Source organism: Thermomicrobium sp. CFH 73360 (assembly GCF_023806465.1).
GTDB lineage: Bacteria > Chloroflexota > Chloroflexia > Thermomicrobiales > Thermomicrobiaceae > Thermomicrobium.
Genome location: NZ_JAMSLS010000005.1, coordinates 18,612 through 34,759 on the forward strand (window position 1 = coordinate 18,612; position 16,148 = coordinate 34,759).

Sequence of the window (16,148 nt, forward strand, 5' to 3'; positions counted from 1 at the left end):
CAAGCGTTTCCCCTCCGCCTGCGCGGAGAAGCTTTGCAGCCTTTTCGTTGTCACTGTAACGGTGAGATTGGCCACACCGCAGGTGTTACCGCTGCGGCTCCGAGGCCGAGAGCACGGTCTCCTGGCTCGGGCCAACGACGACGATGTGTAGACGCTTTGGATCGAAGTAACGCAGCGCCGCGTCACGGACCATTGTCTCGTCGATACCAGCAAGGAGCTCGGGCAACCGCTCCAAATAGTCTAACCCCAGCCCATAGAACGCGAGGTCAAGCAGTGCCCCAGCCACTCCGCCGGCTGTCGCGAGCCCGAGCACAATCGTTCCAGCGAGCGCCGTCTTGGCGTCGGCAAGCTCTCGTGCTTCCGGCCCCTCGTCACGGAATCGCTCAATTTCTTCCACAATCTCCGCAATGACGCGCTCCACATGGACCGGCGCAACTCCTGCGTAGGCGCTCCAGTAGCCGGGTCCCACACCCGTCTCCAACGTGCTCGCCGCATAATACGCCAGGCCAGAGCGTTCACGCACCCGCGCACCAATCCGGCCCATAAGGCCAAGCCGTCCCAAGACAACATTGGCGAGGCGGAGTGCCTCAAAGTCCGGATGCTGCCGTGGCACCGCGACAATACCGAGCGCCACATCCGCCTGCTGCTTCGCTGGCAGCGACTCACTGCGACGCTGCCCCGTTACCGACGCTTCCACAGGCGGGATCGTCAGGCGCGGTGCCTCTCCCTGCCAAGACACCAGCGCCTGCTCAATCGACGCCCGCACCCGGCCAAGGTTTACCCCACCTGCCACCGCAACCACTGCCCCTGCCGGACGATAGAACGTCTCGTGAAAGGCCCGCACCTCTTCAGATGAGAGCGTCTCCAGCGTTTCCGCGGTTCCGAGCACCCGATGGTGATACGGATGACCAGGTGGGTAAATCAAAGCGCGCAACAGCGCATCGGCTCGCGCACGCGTGCTTTGTTCCGCTTGCCGTAAGGCAGTGAGCGCCTGCTGTCGAACGCTCTCCAACTGCTCGGCCGGGAATGCTGGCTCCAACAGCACTTCGGCAAAGAGCGGCAACGCCGCATCGAGCGCCTCGACGAGGCAGCTCAGGCTCACGTCAACAGCGTCCCGACCGACCCCGACTGTCAGCGTGGCACCCAGCCGATCCAGCTCCTCGTTCAGTGATGCCTCGTTGCGTCGCCGCGTTCCACGCGACAAGAGCTGCCCAGTCACAGAGGCGAGCCCCGGTCGTTTCTCATCGCGCGCGGCACCGGCTGGTATGCGGACGCTGACGACCGCCAGACGGCTCGCTGAGACCTCCTGCCCAACGAAGTACGCTCCGTTCGCCAAGTAGTCGGCAGTTGGTGCCAGCTGCACCCGTGGAAGCACAACCGGTTCGGCAGGATTGTCAGGTACCTCACGGAACCAGGACCGCGGCGCCACTGTCTCCGGCTCTGCCAGCGGGACGCATCGCGCTCCTACAACGCTTGCTTGTCCCAGGCTCCCCTCGTCTTCTGGGCTCGGCTCAAGCCAACCGACGGTGCGGTGCTCCGGTCGCAGATAGGTGTTTGCGACACGCAGGAGGTCGTCGCTCGTCACCGCCTCGATCTCCCACCACAGCTGTTCTGGTGAGCGCTCGGGACACACGACTGCGAGCGACCCGAGAAGTGCCGCGCGGCTCTGCGCGCTCTCATTTGCCGCAGCGAACTGGACCGCAAGCTGGCGCTTCGCGCGTGCGAGCTCCTCCTCACTGACCGGATCCTCTCGGATACGCCGCACCACGTCATCGACGAGCTGCTCGACGTGCCGCGGTTCAACCAGCGGGGTCAACGTCGCTGAAATCGTGAAGAGGAAAGGATCCAGAGTGAGCGACATACTCGAGACAGCGGCAGTACAGAGCCCTGGGGCGACAAGTGCACGGTAAAGGCGTGCGCTCCGTCCCATCCCACTACCGCCGAAGGCGACCGGCTTCCCACCCGAAAGCACCGCATCGAGCACAAGCAGCGCCGGAATGTCGGGATGCGATGCTGCTGGCACACGCCAGGCCATGAGTAGCTGCGCTGTCGGAGCTGGGCGGCGTACTGTCACCCGCCGCTCGCCCCACTGCTCCGGCTCAGTCACCCGCAGTGCTGGCGGCAGCCTGCCGGCTGGTATCCCACCAAAGTGGTGCTCGACTGCTTGGAGCGCAGCGACAGGCTCGACGTCACCGACGACAACCAGGATCGCGTTATTCGGCTGATAAAACGTGCGATAGTGCTGATACAGCTCATCACGGGTGATGTGGAGCAAGTCTTCCCGGTAGCCGATCACCGGATGCCCATACGGATGGGCACGGAAAGCTGCCGCGACAACTTCTTCGCGGAGATACGTACCAGGTTGGTTCTCGCTTCCGGCACGCTCAGAGAGAATGACCGTCCGTTCGCGTTCCACTTCCGCCGGATCGAAGCTCGCCGCGACCATACGGTCCGCTTCGATCTCGAGTGCGAGTTCCCATCCTGGCGTCGGCAGTGTCTCAAAGTAGGCCGTGTAGTCCAGCCAGGTGAAGCCATTCAGTATCCCACCCCAGCGGTTCACCTGCCGGAAGATCGAGCCGGGTGGGAAGCGCGGGGTCCCCTTGAAGAGCATGTGCTCAACCCAATGGGAGACTCCAGTCAGCCCCGGCGGCTCGTTTCGGCTCCCCACCCGGTACCAAATCCAGCACGAGACGACCGGCGCGTGCCGCAGCGACTGGACAAGAACGGTTAATCCGTTCTCAAGCCGCGTTGCGACAACGGGGGATCCTTCTTGCATCGCCTCGTACCTTCCATCTACTCCCGGCTGACGTCTTGCGCACTCGTCTTAGGCCTCCGCACGGAGTAACCGTCGCAAGACGTAGGTGAGAATCCCCCCATGGCAGTAGTACTCGATCTCCATCTCGGTATCGAGCCGAGCGATCGCCTGGAACTCAATGACCTTGCCGTCGTCGCGTTCAGCGCGCACTGTCAGGAGCTTGCGCGGCTCAAGTCCATCCGCAATACCCGTGATCGTGAAGCGCTCACTCCCGTTCAGGCCGAGCGACTCCGCGTTCTGCCCCGGCAGATACTGCAACGGCAGGACGCCCATGCCAACCAGGTTGCTGCGGTGGATCCGCTCAAAGCTCTCGGCAAGCACTGCCCGCACACCGAGCAGCATTGGCCCCTTCGCCGCCCAGTCACGCGAACTCCCGCTCCCGTACTCTTTCCCGGCAATGACGAGGAGTGGCGTTCCTGCCATCTGATAGCGCATCGCCGCCTCGTAAATCGTTACCAACTCCCCACTCGGGAAATGGGTCGTCCAGCCGCCCTCGCGCCCCTGAGCAAGCCGGTTGCGCAAGCGGATATTCGCAAACGTGCCACGCACCATCACCTCGTGGTTCCCGCGTCGCGCACCGTAACTGTTGAAGTCCTTCGGCTGCACGCCCCGCGCGATGAGGTATTGCCCGGCTGGGCTATTGACAGGGATCGAACCAGCCGGCGAGATGTGGTCAGTGGTCACCGAATCTCCCAGCCACGCCAGGACGCGCGCACGCTCGATGTCATGCAGCGGCGGTGGCTCAAGGGCAAGATCCTGGAAGAAAGGTGGCTCCTGGATGTAGGTCGAGTTCGGATCCCATTCGTAGAGGTCCCCAGTTGGCACCGGAAGGGAACGCCAGCGCTCGTCGCCGGTGAACACTTCCCGATACCGTTCGACGAAGAGCTCCGGTCCGATCGCTTTCTCCATTGCTTCGCGGATCTCCTCCGGCGTCGGCCAGACGTCGCGGAGATACACTGGTTCCCCGTTGGGGTCATAGCCGAGCGGCTCAGTCGTGAGGTCGATGTCCACGCGCCCAGCGATGGCGAAGGCGACAACCAGTGGTGGCGAGGCCAGATAGGCTGCCCGCACTTGTGGGTGGATGCGTCCCTCGAAGTTGCGGTTCCCGCTCAGGACCGCCGCGACGACCAGTTCATGCTCCTGCACTGCCTTCGCGATCGGCTCGGGCAGCGGCCCACTGTTCCCGATACAGGTCGTGCATCCGTACCCGACGAGATGAAAGCGCAATGCCTCCAGATAGGGCATGAGACCAGCCCGCTCCAGATAGGCTGTCACCACTCCAGAACCCGGGGCAAGGCTTGTCTTCACCGCCGGATTAGTATCCAGTCCACGCTCGACTGCCTTCTTCGCCAGGATGCCCGCCCCCAGCATCACTTCAGGATTCGAGGTGTTCGTACAGCTCGTGATTGCCGCGATCACCACCGAGCCATGGGTGAGTTCCACATGCCGCCCATCCAGATGGACATCGACCACCTTGCGTTGCTGGCCGACCGGCACAACCGGCTCGCTCGGCTCTTCCGCTTCGTTCACCGTCCCACCCTCCCAGTCGAACCGCTCCTGATCCGTCTGAGACTGGGAGAACTGTTCCGGGAAGGCCGCCCGCAGACTTGCTGGGAGCTCGGAGAGCCGGACACGGTCCTGCGGTCGACGTGGTCCAGCGAGGCTCGGCTCCAACATCGCAAGATCCAGCTCAACCACCTGATCGAACACCGGTTCAGGCCCATCGGCAGTGCGGAAGAGGCCTTGCTCCTTCGCGTAGGCTTCGACCAACCGAACGTGCCCCTCGCTCCGCCCAGTGAGCTTCAGGTAGCCGAGCGTCTCATCGTCAATCGGGAACATGACCGCGGTCGCACCCATCTCTGGAGCCATGTTGGAGATCGTCGCCCGATCCGGGAGGCTCAGGTGCCGCAGACCCGGCCCAAAGACCTCGACGAACTTACCAACGACTCCCACTTGCCGCAGAAGCTGCGTGATGGTGAGCACAAGGTCGGTCGCCGTCACCCCACCTGGCGGCTCATTGACGAGACGGAGCCCGACGACTTCTGGGAGGAGCAGATAGATTGGCTGGCCGAGGAGTACCGCTTCAGCCTCGATCCCACCGACTCCCCAGCCCAACACCCCAAGGGCATTGATCATTGTCGTGTGGGAATCCGTCCCAACAAGCGTATCTGGGAATGCAACCGCTTCTCCGTCATGCTGCCGCACCGCGACGACTGATGCCAGGTACTCCAGGTTGACCTGATGCACAATACCTGTTCCCGGCGGGACCACACGGAAATTGCGGAACGCCTGCTGTGCCCAGCGCAGGAGCGCGTAGCGTTCGCGGTTTCGCTCGTACTCTCTCTCGACGTTCCGCTGGAACGCCACCGTTGTCCCGAAGACATCGACCTGCACCGAGTGGTCAATCACCAGGTCGACTGGAACCAGTGGGTTAATACGCGCCGGATCACCACCAAGTCGAGCAACAGCGGTTCGCATCGCCGCGAGGTCAACGACCGCTGGCACACCAGTAAAGTCCTGGAGGAGCACACGGGCTGGCAAGAACGGGAATTCTCGGGCTGCCTTCTCACCCGGCCGCCAACTCGCCACGAGCGCCACATCCTCCTCACTGAATGGCGGCGTTCCCGCGTAGCGGAGAACGTTCTCAAGGAGGACTTTCACAGTGAACGGCAACTGCTCCAGCGGCACCGCGAGCCGGTCCGCGATCGCTGCCAGCCGGAAATAGGTCACACGCCCTTCTGGCGTCTCTAGCATGCCCCTCGCCCCAAACGGATCGTTCCCTCGCGTCACCATCGCCGCTCTCCCTCTACCGCTCCCGTCGATTCACTTACGACGTGAGGCCGCTCCTTGTCTTTCCTAACTCTACTCCGGATCGTCACCGCACGGCAGTCTCACAGCCACCGAACTGTCGAGGTCGATGTCTAAGTTTTCCCGACAGACACGGCGACCATGTTGCGTTACACTGACGTTCGCAGCGCCAGGCACGAACGGCTTCATGCCGAGAGGTGATCGGTGCGCTGCACTGAATTGCCGGCTCGGTCTTCCTCTCGAGTCGGTACACGAATACCCTCTCTGCACCTCCAGTTTCCCCCTCTCTACCCCTCTCTTCGGGGCGGTACCCACCAGGCCGCCCCGCCCTCATGCTTGGCATGCGCCATCACACCGTTAGCCACAGCGGGCTGCAACCCTCTTCACCCTCCGATACAGTGGTGTTCTTCCCTCTCTTGCCAAGGGAGGGTGACTCCCTCACCTCTCCTGCGCACAGTCAACGTCCCGCGAGCGGCAGAGACCGAGCGATCACCGCTGCGATGAGCGTCATCTCACGCCTCCATGGTCTGTTTTGCGAACAGATCACCGGAGAGGAGTACAGCGGCGTTCGGCCGCCCACATCTCCGTCTCACAGTTGGCGCCGACCGCCAGCAGTACGAGCTCCGGCACGTGCACTGAATGGAGAGAGGGAGAAGTCTCCGGAGTTGGGCGATCAGACCCGACTAGCGGGGTGTCGACGCAAGATATGACTCTGGATCCGTTTCAAAGAGCCGTCGACAGGCTGGGCAACAGAAGTAGTAGCGCTGGCCGCGATATTCAGCAACGTGACGTGTCGTACGCGGATCGACAGTCATCCCGCACACCGGATCGATTGCCTCGGCAGCTGCCTCTTCCGGCACGGCTGCGACTGCACCCTCGGGGCGCCAGGCACTGCGCCAATCCTGCTTGCGCGCAATAAGTTCCGCAAGCACACTGACCGCAATCTCCTCCGGGCTCGTCGCACCGATATCAAGTCCGGCTGGCGCCTTCACTCGCTCGAGCAACTCGCCAGGCACGGTCGACGCAAGTGCTGCGCGGATGGCCGCGAAGCGCTTCCGACTGGCGACAAGTTCTACCAGTGGTACCCCGGCGCGGAGTGCCGCTTCGATCGCGTCCTCATCGTAGGCCCCCAAGCTGGCGACGATCGCGACACTTGGTCGCCGTCGCGGTCGCTCGCCGGGGTCGAGGCCATCGACCCACTCGTTGGCCTCCGCCGGGGCACCTGGCGCCCCGGGCCGGAAGGCAACAACGTAGTACCCCATTGCACTGCCAAGGCGCAGGAGGGCATCAGCGACGGGACTTTCGCCGTAGATCAACAGTTGCGCCGCAGGAAGGAACGGTTCCAAGAAAATCTCCAAGGCTCCTTCGCTGTGGCAGGTCATCGGTGCCACCACCACTCCTGGTCGGATGGGCGCGCCTTCAGCTCCTGCCGGGTCGATGCGGAGGATTCGTGCCTGCCCATCATGCAGCGCAGCAATCGCTTCCCGCATCACCGCTGGCTGGGCACAGCTTCCACCAACCCATCCAAAGAGTGCACCGTCTGCGGTGACGATTCCCTTCGCCCCTGGTTTGGCTGACGTCGGGCTTTGACTCCACACGACGGTCGCAAGGACGAAGGGAATACCTCGCTCACGGAGCTCCACCGCGAGCATGAAAAGATCGCGCCCCAGTTGTGTCCGGTCACCACTTGAACGCGTCATCGCACACTGTTACTCGCTCGCCACCAAAAGTGGACAGTGGGAGGGAGCGGGAGACCACCCGCACCCTCCCTTCGGTCTTACTCCGCCACGCCCTTTTCCTGGAGGATACGGTAGACCTTCGCCGGCGTGATCGGGATATCGATGTGCCGCACGCCCAGATGGCTCAGTGCATCGACGACCGCGTTGACGATGGCCGGCGGCGCGCCAATCGTCGGACTCTCACCAACGCCCTTCGCCCCCAACGGGTGATGCGGTGAGGGCGTGACCGTCTTTGCCGTCTTCCAGTGCGGCGTCTCCACCGCCGTCGGCAGGAGGTAGTCCATAAAGGTACCGGTGAGCATCGTCCCGTTCTCGTCGTAGACAATCTCCTCGAAGAGCGCTGGCGCCATACCCATCGTCAGCCCACCATGGATCTGCCCTTCGACAATCATCGGGTTGATGATTGTCCCGCAGTCATCGACGGCGAGGAACTCGCGAATCTTGACTTGTCCTGTCCCGCGGTCAATGTCCACGACGCAGACATAGGCACCAAAGGGGAAGGTCAGATTGGGCGGATCATAGTAGCACTCCGCCTCGAGCCCCGGCTCAAGACCAAACGGGAAGTTGGTATAGGCTGCAAAAGCGATCTCCTGCATCGTCTTATAGCGGTCGGGTGCGCCCTTGACCCGGAAGGCGTAGTCTTTCCATTCCAGGTCATCCGGGCTGACCTCGAGGAGATGCGCTGCGATGAGTCGCGCCTTTTCGCGGATCTTGCGCGCTGCCACCGCTGTCGCTGCACCGGCCGTCGGGGTGCTCCGGCTGGCATAGGTACCTAGTCCGTAGGGCGCCGTATCCGTGTCTCCGTGCTCGACAGTGATGTACTCAACCGGAATCCCGAGCTCCTCGGCGACAATCTGTGCGAACGTCGTCTCGTGCCCCTGCCCTTGCGTCTGGACACCGATCCGCACGATGACGGCGCCGGTCGGATGCACCCGGATCTCGGCACTGTCAAACATCTTGATGCCGAGAATGTCGAAGGTATGCGATGGGCCGGCACCGACGATTTCGGTAAAGGTCGAGATTCCAATTCCCATCAGCTCGCCGCGAGCACGGCGCTCAGCCTGTTCCCGCCGGAGCTCCTGGTACCCGATCATATCCAGTGCTTTCTGCAGCGCGGCCGGATAATTGCCGCTGTCGTACTCCCAGCCGGTCGGCGACTTGTACGGGAACTGGTGTGGCTGGATGAAATTCTTGAAGCGGATCTCGGCCGGATCCATGCCAAGCTCATGAGCCAAGAGATCAACCATTCGTTCAATCGTGTGCACTGCTTCGGTCACGCGGAACGAGCAGCGGTAGGCAACACCTCCGGGCGGCTTGGTCGTATACACCCCGTCGACCTGAATGTGTGCCGCCTCCATGTCATAAGACCCAGTACAGACGCTGAAGAGGCCAGCCGGGAAACGCGAGGGATTCGCTGCTGCATCGAACGCGCCGTGGTCGGCCACCACGTGGACACGCAACCCACGGATCTTCCCATCACGGGTCGCAGCGAGTTCGGCGTGGATGTGGTAGTCTCGCGCAAAGGAATCGGCCTGCAGGTTTTCGGAGCGATCCTCGATCCACTTGATTGGCTTCTTGTGCTTCAACGTCGCATACGTGGCGATAACATACCCCGGATAGACCGGCACCTTCCCACCAAATCCACCGCCGATATCCGGCGAGATGATGCGGATCTTGTGCTCCGGAATGCCGGTCACGAGTGAAAAGACGGTGCGATGCGCATGCGGTGCCTGCGAGGTCATCCAGATCGTCAACTTATCGGTTGCCGGATCGTAGTTCGCCACACACCCACAGGTTTCAATCGAGGCCACATGGATGCGCGGGATGTACAGATCCTGCGCGACGACAACTTCGGCCTCTTGGAAGGCACGATCCGTCTTCTCTTTGTCGCCGGCCTCCCAATGCCAGATATGGTTCGACTTCTGCTCGCGATCCGGGCGGACCAACGGTGCATCAGGCTTCAACGCCTCGAATGGGTTGAGCACCGGCGGAAGCGGCTCATACTCCACCTCGACGGCCAGCACGGCATCCGCCGCAGTATAACGATCGGTCGCGATGACCGCAGCCACCTCCTGGGCGTAGTACACGACCCGGTCGGTCGGCAGCACCATTTGCCGGTCACCCATGAGTGTCGGCATCCAAGCGAGGTTCGCCTTCGCGAGTTCCTCGCCAGTAATCACATCAATGACACCCGGCATCGCTAACGCTTTGGAGACATCGATCCGCTTGATCCGGGCATGTGCGTGTGGGCTCCGCACGATATCCATGAAGAGCATGCCGGGCAACTTGATATCGTCCACGTAGGTGCCCTTACCCCGGATGAAGCGCGGATCTTCCTTGCGCTTTACGGGCATCCCGATCCCACGAACTGCTGTCGCTGTCATCGCTTCACGCTCCTCCCACATGGACGGTCGCGCCTTCGCGCATTTTGCGGGCTGCATACTGGATGGCTTTGACAATGTTGACGTACCCAGTACATCGACAGAGATTGCCGGAAATGGCCTTGCGGATCTCTTCTTCCGTTGGATCCGGATTCTCGTTGAGCAGTGCGACGGCGGTCATCATCATCCCGGGTGTACAGAAGCCACACTGGAGCCCATGCTCTTCCCAGAAGCCCTCTTGCACCGGATGCAGCTGTCCGTCGCGTTCCAAACCCTCGACGGTGAGAATTTCGCCACCGTCGACCTGCACCGCGAAGACCGTGCAGGACTTGACCGGCCGACCGTTCCAGAGCACCGTGCAAGCGCCGCAACTCGTCGTATCGCAACCGATATGTGTCCCGGTCAGATTCAGCACGTCGCGCAGGAAGTGCACCAGCAGCAACCGAGGCTCGACCTCGGCAGTATAGGTACGACCATTCACTGTTACCTGGATCGGCAACGTTTCCACCTTTTCCCCCTTTCAGGCATTCGCCTGAGCGCGTTCCAGAGCCCGGCGCAAGGCGCGCAGCGTCATCGTCCGAGCAACTGCACGCTTATAGTCCGCTGGCCCGCGCAAGTCGCTGACTGGATCGGTCGCCTGGGCCGCCAGTTCCGCAGCATGTCGGAAGAGTTCCTCGCTTGGTTGCTGGCCAAGCAGCGCACGCTCCGCATCGAGTGCCCGCAATGGCTTGTACGCCAGATTCGTAAGCCCGATGCCGGCCTGCGTGATCCGCCCCGCTTCGTCAAGCGCGAGGAACACCGCTGCCGCGGCGATCGCATAGTCGCCGACCTTGCGCTCAAACTTGAGATATGCTCCGCCCGATCGCGGCGGTGGGGCCGGGATGCGAATCTCCGTCAAGAGTTCGTCCGGTTGGAGCGCAGTCACGAACGTGTCAACGAAGAAGTCATCGATTGGGATAATACGCTCTCCGTTCGGTCCACGCGCGACCACCTGCGCGCGCAGCGCGAGCATCGTTGCCGGATGGTCATTCGCTGGATCGCCATGGGCCAAGTTACCACCGACTGTCGCGAGATTGCGGACCAGCGGGTCCGCGATCACTTCAGCCGTGTCGTGCAGGATGGGATAGCGTTGACGCACAAGCGACGAGCGCTCGAGCGTGGACTCCCGCACCAGTGCACCGAGATGGAGCATCCCGTCGCGCTCCTCAATGAAGTCGAGTCCAGGAATCGCATTGATATCAAGAAGATAAGTCGGCTCAGCAAGCCGAAACTTCATCATCGGGATCAGACTCTGCCCCCCACTCAAAATCTTCGCATCGGTTCCCAGTTGGGAGAGCAGTGCAACAGCCTCGTCCACGGAGCGAACCCTGCGGTACCGGAATGGCCCCGGAATCATCGTTCGGCTCCTTTCGTTCCGGATCGATCGCCGTGTCCTCGCGCTCCCGAGCGCAGCCACCAGCTGGGCCGACAGATGATCGGCCAGCGTACTAGAGACGCACGAACCTTTAGGGCTCGGCCACAACTGTGTTACTGGGTTCCTCTCCTCACAAGAGGAGTGTAACAGGCAGGCGCCGAGTGGGGAAACAGTCCGATCAGTGGTCTTCTCACCCTCCGTTCGGAGGGTAAGATCACCGGATCGGAGGAGGTCAGCGTCTCAAGGCGCAGGGTGAGGACGCATAAGTGTACTAGCCCTCTTGGTGTCTCGTGTCGAATCTTCCTCTTTCCGCGTGCGACACAGTGCCTGACGATACCGGTCATCACCAGCGCTGGCGCGCAACACAGCGAGAATCACACAATGAGGCGGTGATCCTACCCACCGCACCTAGCGTCCGCTTACTGCGCCGCAAGCGACACCGGCGCGGCAGTTCGCTCCGGCGCTGGGAAGTCAAGATGCTCTGCGAACCAGGCAAGAATGCGCGTCAAGAGGTCGCGCTGATGCTGCCGCTCTTCAAACCCGTGCTTCTCTCGGGGATAGGTGACCAGGGTGGCCGGCTTCCCGAGCAACTGCAGCGCTCGATAGAACTGGATACTCTCGCAGACACTGACGCGCTCGTCCTCTTCACCATGCGCGATGAGTATCGGCGTCGACACGCGCGATACATAGCGGATAGGTGACCGTTCCCAGTACGGTTCCGGATCCTCAGACGGAGTCTGCGCAAAATATGAGAGATTGGCAGAAGGAATATCACCCAAATTATTGTCGCTGATCAGATTACAGAGTCCGGCACCCATAAATGCGGCCCGAAAGCGATTCGTCTGTGTGACTGTCCAAGCGGTCAAGTAGCCTCCCCAGCTCCAACCGGAGACACCCAACCGCTGAGGATCAGCCAGGCCCTGTGCGACCAGAAAGTCCACCCCCGCGAGAACATCACGGAATTCTCCCCCGGCGACGTCACCGAAGAGCGCATTCACCCACTCCGTCCCTCGCCCGGTGCTCCCGCGCGGGTTCGGGAGCAGAACGGCACAACCGCGCGAGGCGAGTGGCTGGGCCCAGTCATGCCAAGAAGCGGCGAATTCATTGGCCCACAGGCTCGTTGGACCACCGTGGATCTGAACGACAAGCGGGTACGGGGGCTTTACTTCGCCCCGCGGCAAAACCAGCAGCCCCTGCACCTGGACGCCGGGGTCACTCTGCCACTCAATCACGCGTACAGGGCACAGCTTGGCTTCAATCTCAGCATGAAGCTGGGTAAGACGATGAAATTCTTCAGAATCAGACCCCTTCAGTGGATCAAACTGGGATATGTCGTGCGGAGCGCGCCACCCCCACACATCCGGCACGTGCTCCCCGTCCGACCATACCCCAGCCCACCGCTCACCATCCGCACTCCCGCTTACCGGCCCGTGCCAACTCCCTTCAACCCGCGGACACAGCAACTGCCGCTCTCCGTCCCACCCCAGGCGATAAACCCGCGCGTTCACCCCTTCATACCCAACCATGACCAGCTGCTCTCCACCACGGTAGGGGCCCAGATGTTCTACCGTTCCTGGATAGCTGGGTGTAAGGCACTCCGCCTCTCCTCCATCAACACGCCGCCGAAACACATACTCACCGTGCACCACTCGCCCAGCCGGCCCCCGATAGGCCAGCCACTCTCCGTCCGCTGACCACACGAGATCCTCTGCAAGCCCTCGCACCCGGAACAGCTCCCGGAAGCTGCCCCCCTCGACTTCTAGCTCGGCAACTGCGGTTTCCCGATTCAGGTCATCCACTCGCGGCGACCAGCTGATCGCGAGCGCCACACGCCGACTGTCCGGCGCCCACGCATACCCCCACACCTGGACCCGTTCCGGGGAGACCAGACACGCCTGCCTCGTCGCAAGGTCCAGAATCCAGAGACGCCGATACTTCCAATTGGTATCCCAGACCCACGCATCGTCGCGCCGCTCTCGACGCTGTTTTTCTTCCTCCGTCTCCGGCTCCACCATCAGGAAGGAGAGATACCGACCATCAGGCGCCCAGCGCAGTTCGGCGATTTCACCAGATTGCTCAAAAACGCGAATCGCCTCCCCACCGTCGCGCGGCATGACGTAGACACTCGCCTTCCCGCGCTCGGCACGGTCTGAAAGGAACGCCAGAAGCCGCCCGTCTGGAGACCAGCGCGGTTGCTCGTCGTGCCACAACCTACTGGTGAACTGCCGTGGCTCACCACCATCGAACGGCACTATCCAAATACTGCTCTCCCAGTGCTCTCCCTCTCGACTCACTGGCCGCACCACGTAGGCGACAAGCCCCCCATCAGGGGACATGTGCACGTCCGATGGCCGTCGCATTGTCACTAGTTCATCAACGGTGAGCAGATCACTCCGCATTTCCTTCTCGCCTGTCACCGACCCCTCCCTTCTCACGTTCCGGCAACCGGGTAAGGAGACACCCCTCCGTGCGGGCTCGGCCCTCCCAGGCCTCCCGTACGGCACGATAGTCCTCTTCCGTATCGATGTCTCGTGGCATTGGCTCGTCGAATTCCACCCACAGCACCCGATCCCGGTACCGATCCACCAGTTTCCACGCTGCCTTCTCCCCGCGGAGGGCTACCAGTTCCCCGAACAGCTCCTTCCCAAAGACGAGCGGATGTCCCTCCCCATCCCGGTACCGCGTCGCCGCGAGCGGCGCACCTGACGCAGACCAAACCTTCACCACCTGCTCTATCGTCTCTGCCCTCAGTCCTGGTTGGTCCCCTAGGACAATCACGACGCCGTCCAGCCGAGAGTCCCCCAGTGCCGTCAACCCGCTCCGGTACGATGCAGCGCAGCCCTCATTCTCAGCCTCCGGGAGCACCACGCGCGCACAACCGAGTGACTCACCTGGCTGCACACCCAATTGCTCCGCAACCTCGAGGCGCAGAACCACCACAACCGCCGTCAGGCTCGGCGTGCGACACACCTCGTCAATGACTGTCTCGATCAGCGTTCGGCTATCCCACGGCAAGAGCTGCTTTGGTCGGCCCAAACGCTCCGAACGGCCTCCAGCAAGGACAACTGCACCAATCCGCACAATCACCACACCTTTAGCTCAGCCAACCACGCCGGTTCGCGATCATCACCGCCTCGAGGCGATTCCGAGCTCCCAAGCGGCGCAACACCTCTTGGACGTATCCTTTCACAGTGTTCTCGCTCAGGAATAACCGTTCAGCAATCTCGCGGTTGGAAAGCCCTTGCGCCATCAGACGCAACACTGAGAACTGGTGCGGCGAGAGGGGTACCTCGCTCGGAGTTTCACGGCTTCGTAGCCGTTCGATGACAGCTGTCGCCACGCGCGGATCGAGCACTGCCTCGCCGCGAGCGATCGCCTTGAGGCTCTCCTTTAAGTCAAAGTGCACAATATCCTTCAAAACGTACCCTTGTGCCCCTGACACCAGACACCGGTAAACCAGTTCGTCCTCACCAAAGGCGCTCAAGATCAGGATGCGCACGCCGGGAACGCGTTCTCGAATGAGACGGCACACGTCATCACCCTGCATCGAAGGCAAGCGCACGTCGACGATCACGACGTCAGGCCGCAGCGTATCCACCATCGCCACTCCGCTCGGCCCATCCGCCGCCTCGCCGACGACCTCGAACTCTGGGTCTCCTTCCAGGATATGCTTGACCCCGCTGCGCACAATCTCGTGATCGTCAATGATCGCGATGCGGAGCGGTCTCTCCTTCATGTTTGCTCACCTACCATCGTGGTTCCGCCGGTATCACCACCCGGACCACAAAACCACCGTCTTCACCGTTTTGCAGGTGCAGCTCACCCCCCACTGACTCAGCCCGGCGCCGCATCGATCGTAGCCCCACATGCCCAAGCTGATTGGCGCATTGGGTGAGCAACGTTGGGGGCACGCCTCGTCCGTTGTCCTGGACCACCAGCGTCACCGTGTGGTCAGTGAAGTGCAGGCTCAAGATCGCCAGATCCGCTTCGGAATGACGCCGGACATTGGTGAGTGCCTCGCTCGCGATCAGGAGGATCGTATCCTCCAGAGTGTGTGGGAGACGTCGCGGCTTCCCTTCGAGGACCAGCTCGACCTGCAACTCCTCGCTCCGGTACGCCTCCACAAGCCGCCGGAGCTCTTCGACCAGTTCCCGCCCACTCTCCGGGAACTCCGCCAGGTCGTACACCACCCGGCGCACTTCGGCCGCTCCGCGGGCCGCGAGCTCGCGGATACGATCGAGGCTCCGTCGCACAGGCTCTGGTACACCTGGCTGCTCGCGACACCAAGTCGCCTCGATCCCGATTCCGAACATCATCTGTGCCACCCGGTCATGGAGTTCCGCTGCGATCCGGTTGCGCTCCTGGTGGAGCAGCGCTTCCACCCGAGCTGCATCGAGCCGCGCGTGCAGCTGTTGGAGATCCGCGATCATTTGCCGTTGCCGCTCGTAGAGACGCGCATTTTCGATCGCAACCGCTACTTGATTCGCGAAGGTACTCAAAAGACGCTCGTGCCCTGCATCGTATCCACCCGGACGATTGGCAACCCCAATCATTCCGATCGTCTGCTCCCGCACTCTCAGCGGTACGCCAAGAAACGTCTCTACCGGCGGATGACCGCGCGGTGCGCCACGATGCAACGGATCGTTCCGTACATCGTTGGAAATATTCGGCCGGCCTTCGAGGATCACGATGCCGAAGATCGTTCGCCGAATCGGAATTTTCCGAAATCGCTCATAAAAATCTGGTCGATCTGGCACGAAGCCGCGGATTGCGGCCACATCCATCGTCTCGGGTCCGTCGACGAGCCCCACAAAGCCGAAGGTGGACGCGGTCAGTGCCAAGCAATACTCGAGCGCCCGGTCCATGACTGCGCCGAGCTCCCGCAATCCGGCAATTTCGACCGAGATGGCGTAGAGCGACTCCAGTTGCGCTTGCCAATCGTCACGGTCGGCCAGGGGGACTCGACCCTGCGAGCGCTCGATCATTGGCCA

The 16,148-nt window shown here is 62.1% G+C and carries 10 protein-coding genes; all 10 read right to left on the bottom strand.

The genetic code is table 11. From position 1 onward, the window contains the following. Positions 1-85: 85 nt before the first annotated feature. Positions 86-2,776 carry a M16 family metallopeptidase gene (locus NET03_RS09765; protein ID WP_252128729.1) on the bottom strand — a complete coding sequence of 897 codons (2,691 nt, stop codon included), beginning with the start codon at positions 2,774-2,776 and terminating at the stop codon, positions 86-88. Between the two features lie 48 nt (positions 2,777-2,824). Next, on the bottom strand, positions 2,825-5,608 hold the full coding sequence (acnA, locus tag NET03_RS09770) for an aconitate hydratase AcnA (protein ID WP_252128730.1): 2,784 nt from the start codon (positions 5,606-5,608) through the stop codon (positions 2,825-2,827). A gap of 698 nt (positions 5,609-6,306) precedes the next feature. Then, on the bottom strand, positions 6,307-7,323 hold the full coding sequence (locus NET03_RS09775) for an XdhC family protein (protein WP_252128731.1): 1,017 nt from the start codon (positions 7,321-7,323) through the stop codon (positions 6,307-6,309). A 77-nt stretch (positions 7,324-7,400) separates the two neighbouring features. Further along, complete coding sequence (locus NET03_RS09780) at positions 7,401-9,746, bottom strand: aerobic carbon-monoxide dehydrogenase large subunit (RefSeq protein ID WP_252128732.1); 2,346 nt, start codon at positions 9,744-9,746, stop codon at positions 7,401-7,403. A gap of 4 nt (positions 9,747-9,750) precedes the next feature. Further along, positions 9,751-10,251 (bottom strand): (2Fe-2S)-binding protein, encoded by a 501-nt coding sequence (locus tag NET03_RS09785; protein WP_252128733.1) that lies wholly within the window; start codon positions 10,249-10,251, stop codon positions 9,751-9,753. Between the two features lie 12 nt (positions 10,252-10,263). Continuing rightward, the gene (locus NET03_RS09790; protein WP_252128734.1) at positions 10,264-11,139 is read right to left on the bottom strand and encodes an FAD binding domain-containing protein; all 876 of its coding nucleotides are present in this window, start codon (positions 11,137-11,139) and stop codon (positions 10,264-10,266) included. A gap of 437 nt (positions 11,140-11,576) precedes the next feature. Next, positions 11,577-13,574, bottom strand: coding sequence for a S9 family peptidase (locus NET03_RS09795; RefSeq protein ID WP_252128735.1), 1,998 nt, complete (start codon positions 13,572-13,574; stop codon positions 11,577-11,579). Further along, the gene (locus tag NET03_RS09800) at positions 13,546-14,238 is read right to left on the bottom strand and encodes a nucleotidyltransferase family protein (RefSeq protein WP_252128736.1); all 693 of its coding nucleotides are present in this window, start codon (positions 14,236-14,238) and stop codon (positions 13,546-13,548) included. The genes NET03_RS09795 and NET03_RS09800 overlap by 29 nt, the downstream gene beginning before the upstream one ends. 13 nt (positions 14,239-14,251) lie before the next feature. Continuing rightward, entirely contained in the window at positions 14,252-14,893 is a 642-nt protein-coding gene (locus NET03_RS09805; protein ID WP_252128737.1) for a response regulator, read from the bottom strand. 10 nt (positions 14,894-14,903) lie between these two features. Beyond that, positions 14,904-16,142 carry a GAF domain-containing sensor histidine kinase gene (locus NET03_RS09810; RefSeq protein WP_252128738.1) on the bottom strand — a complete coding sequence of 413 codons (1,239 nt, stop codon included), beginning with the start codon at positions 16,140-16,142 and terminating at the stop codon, positions 14,904-14,906. Positions 16,143-16,148 lie beyond the last annotated feature (6 nt).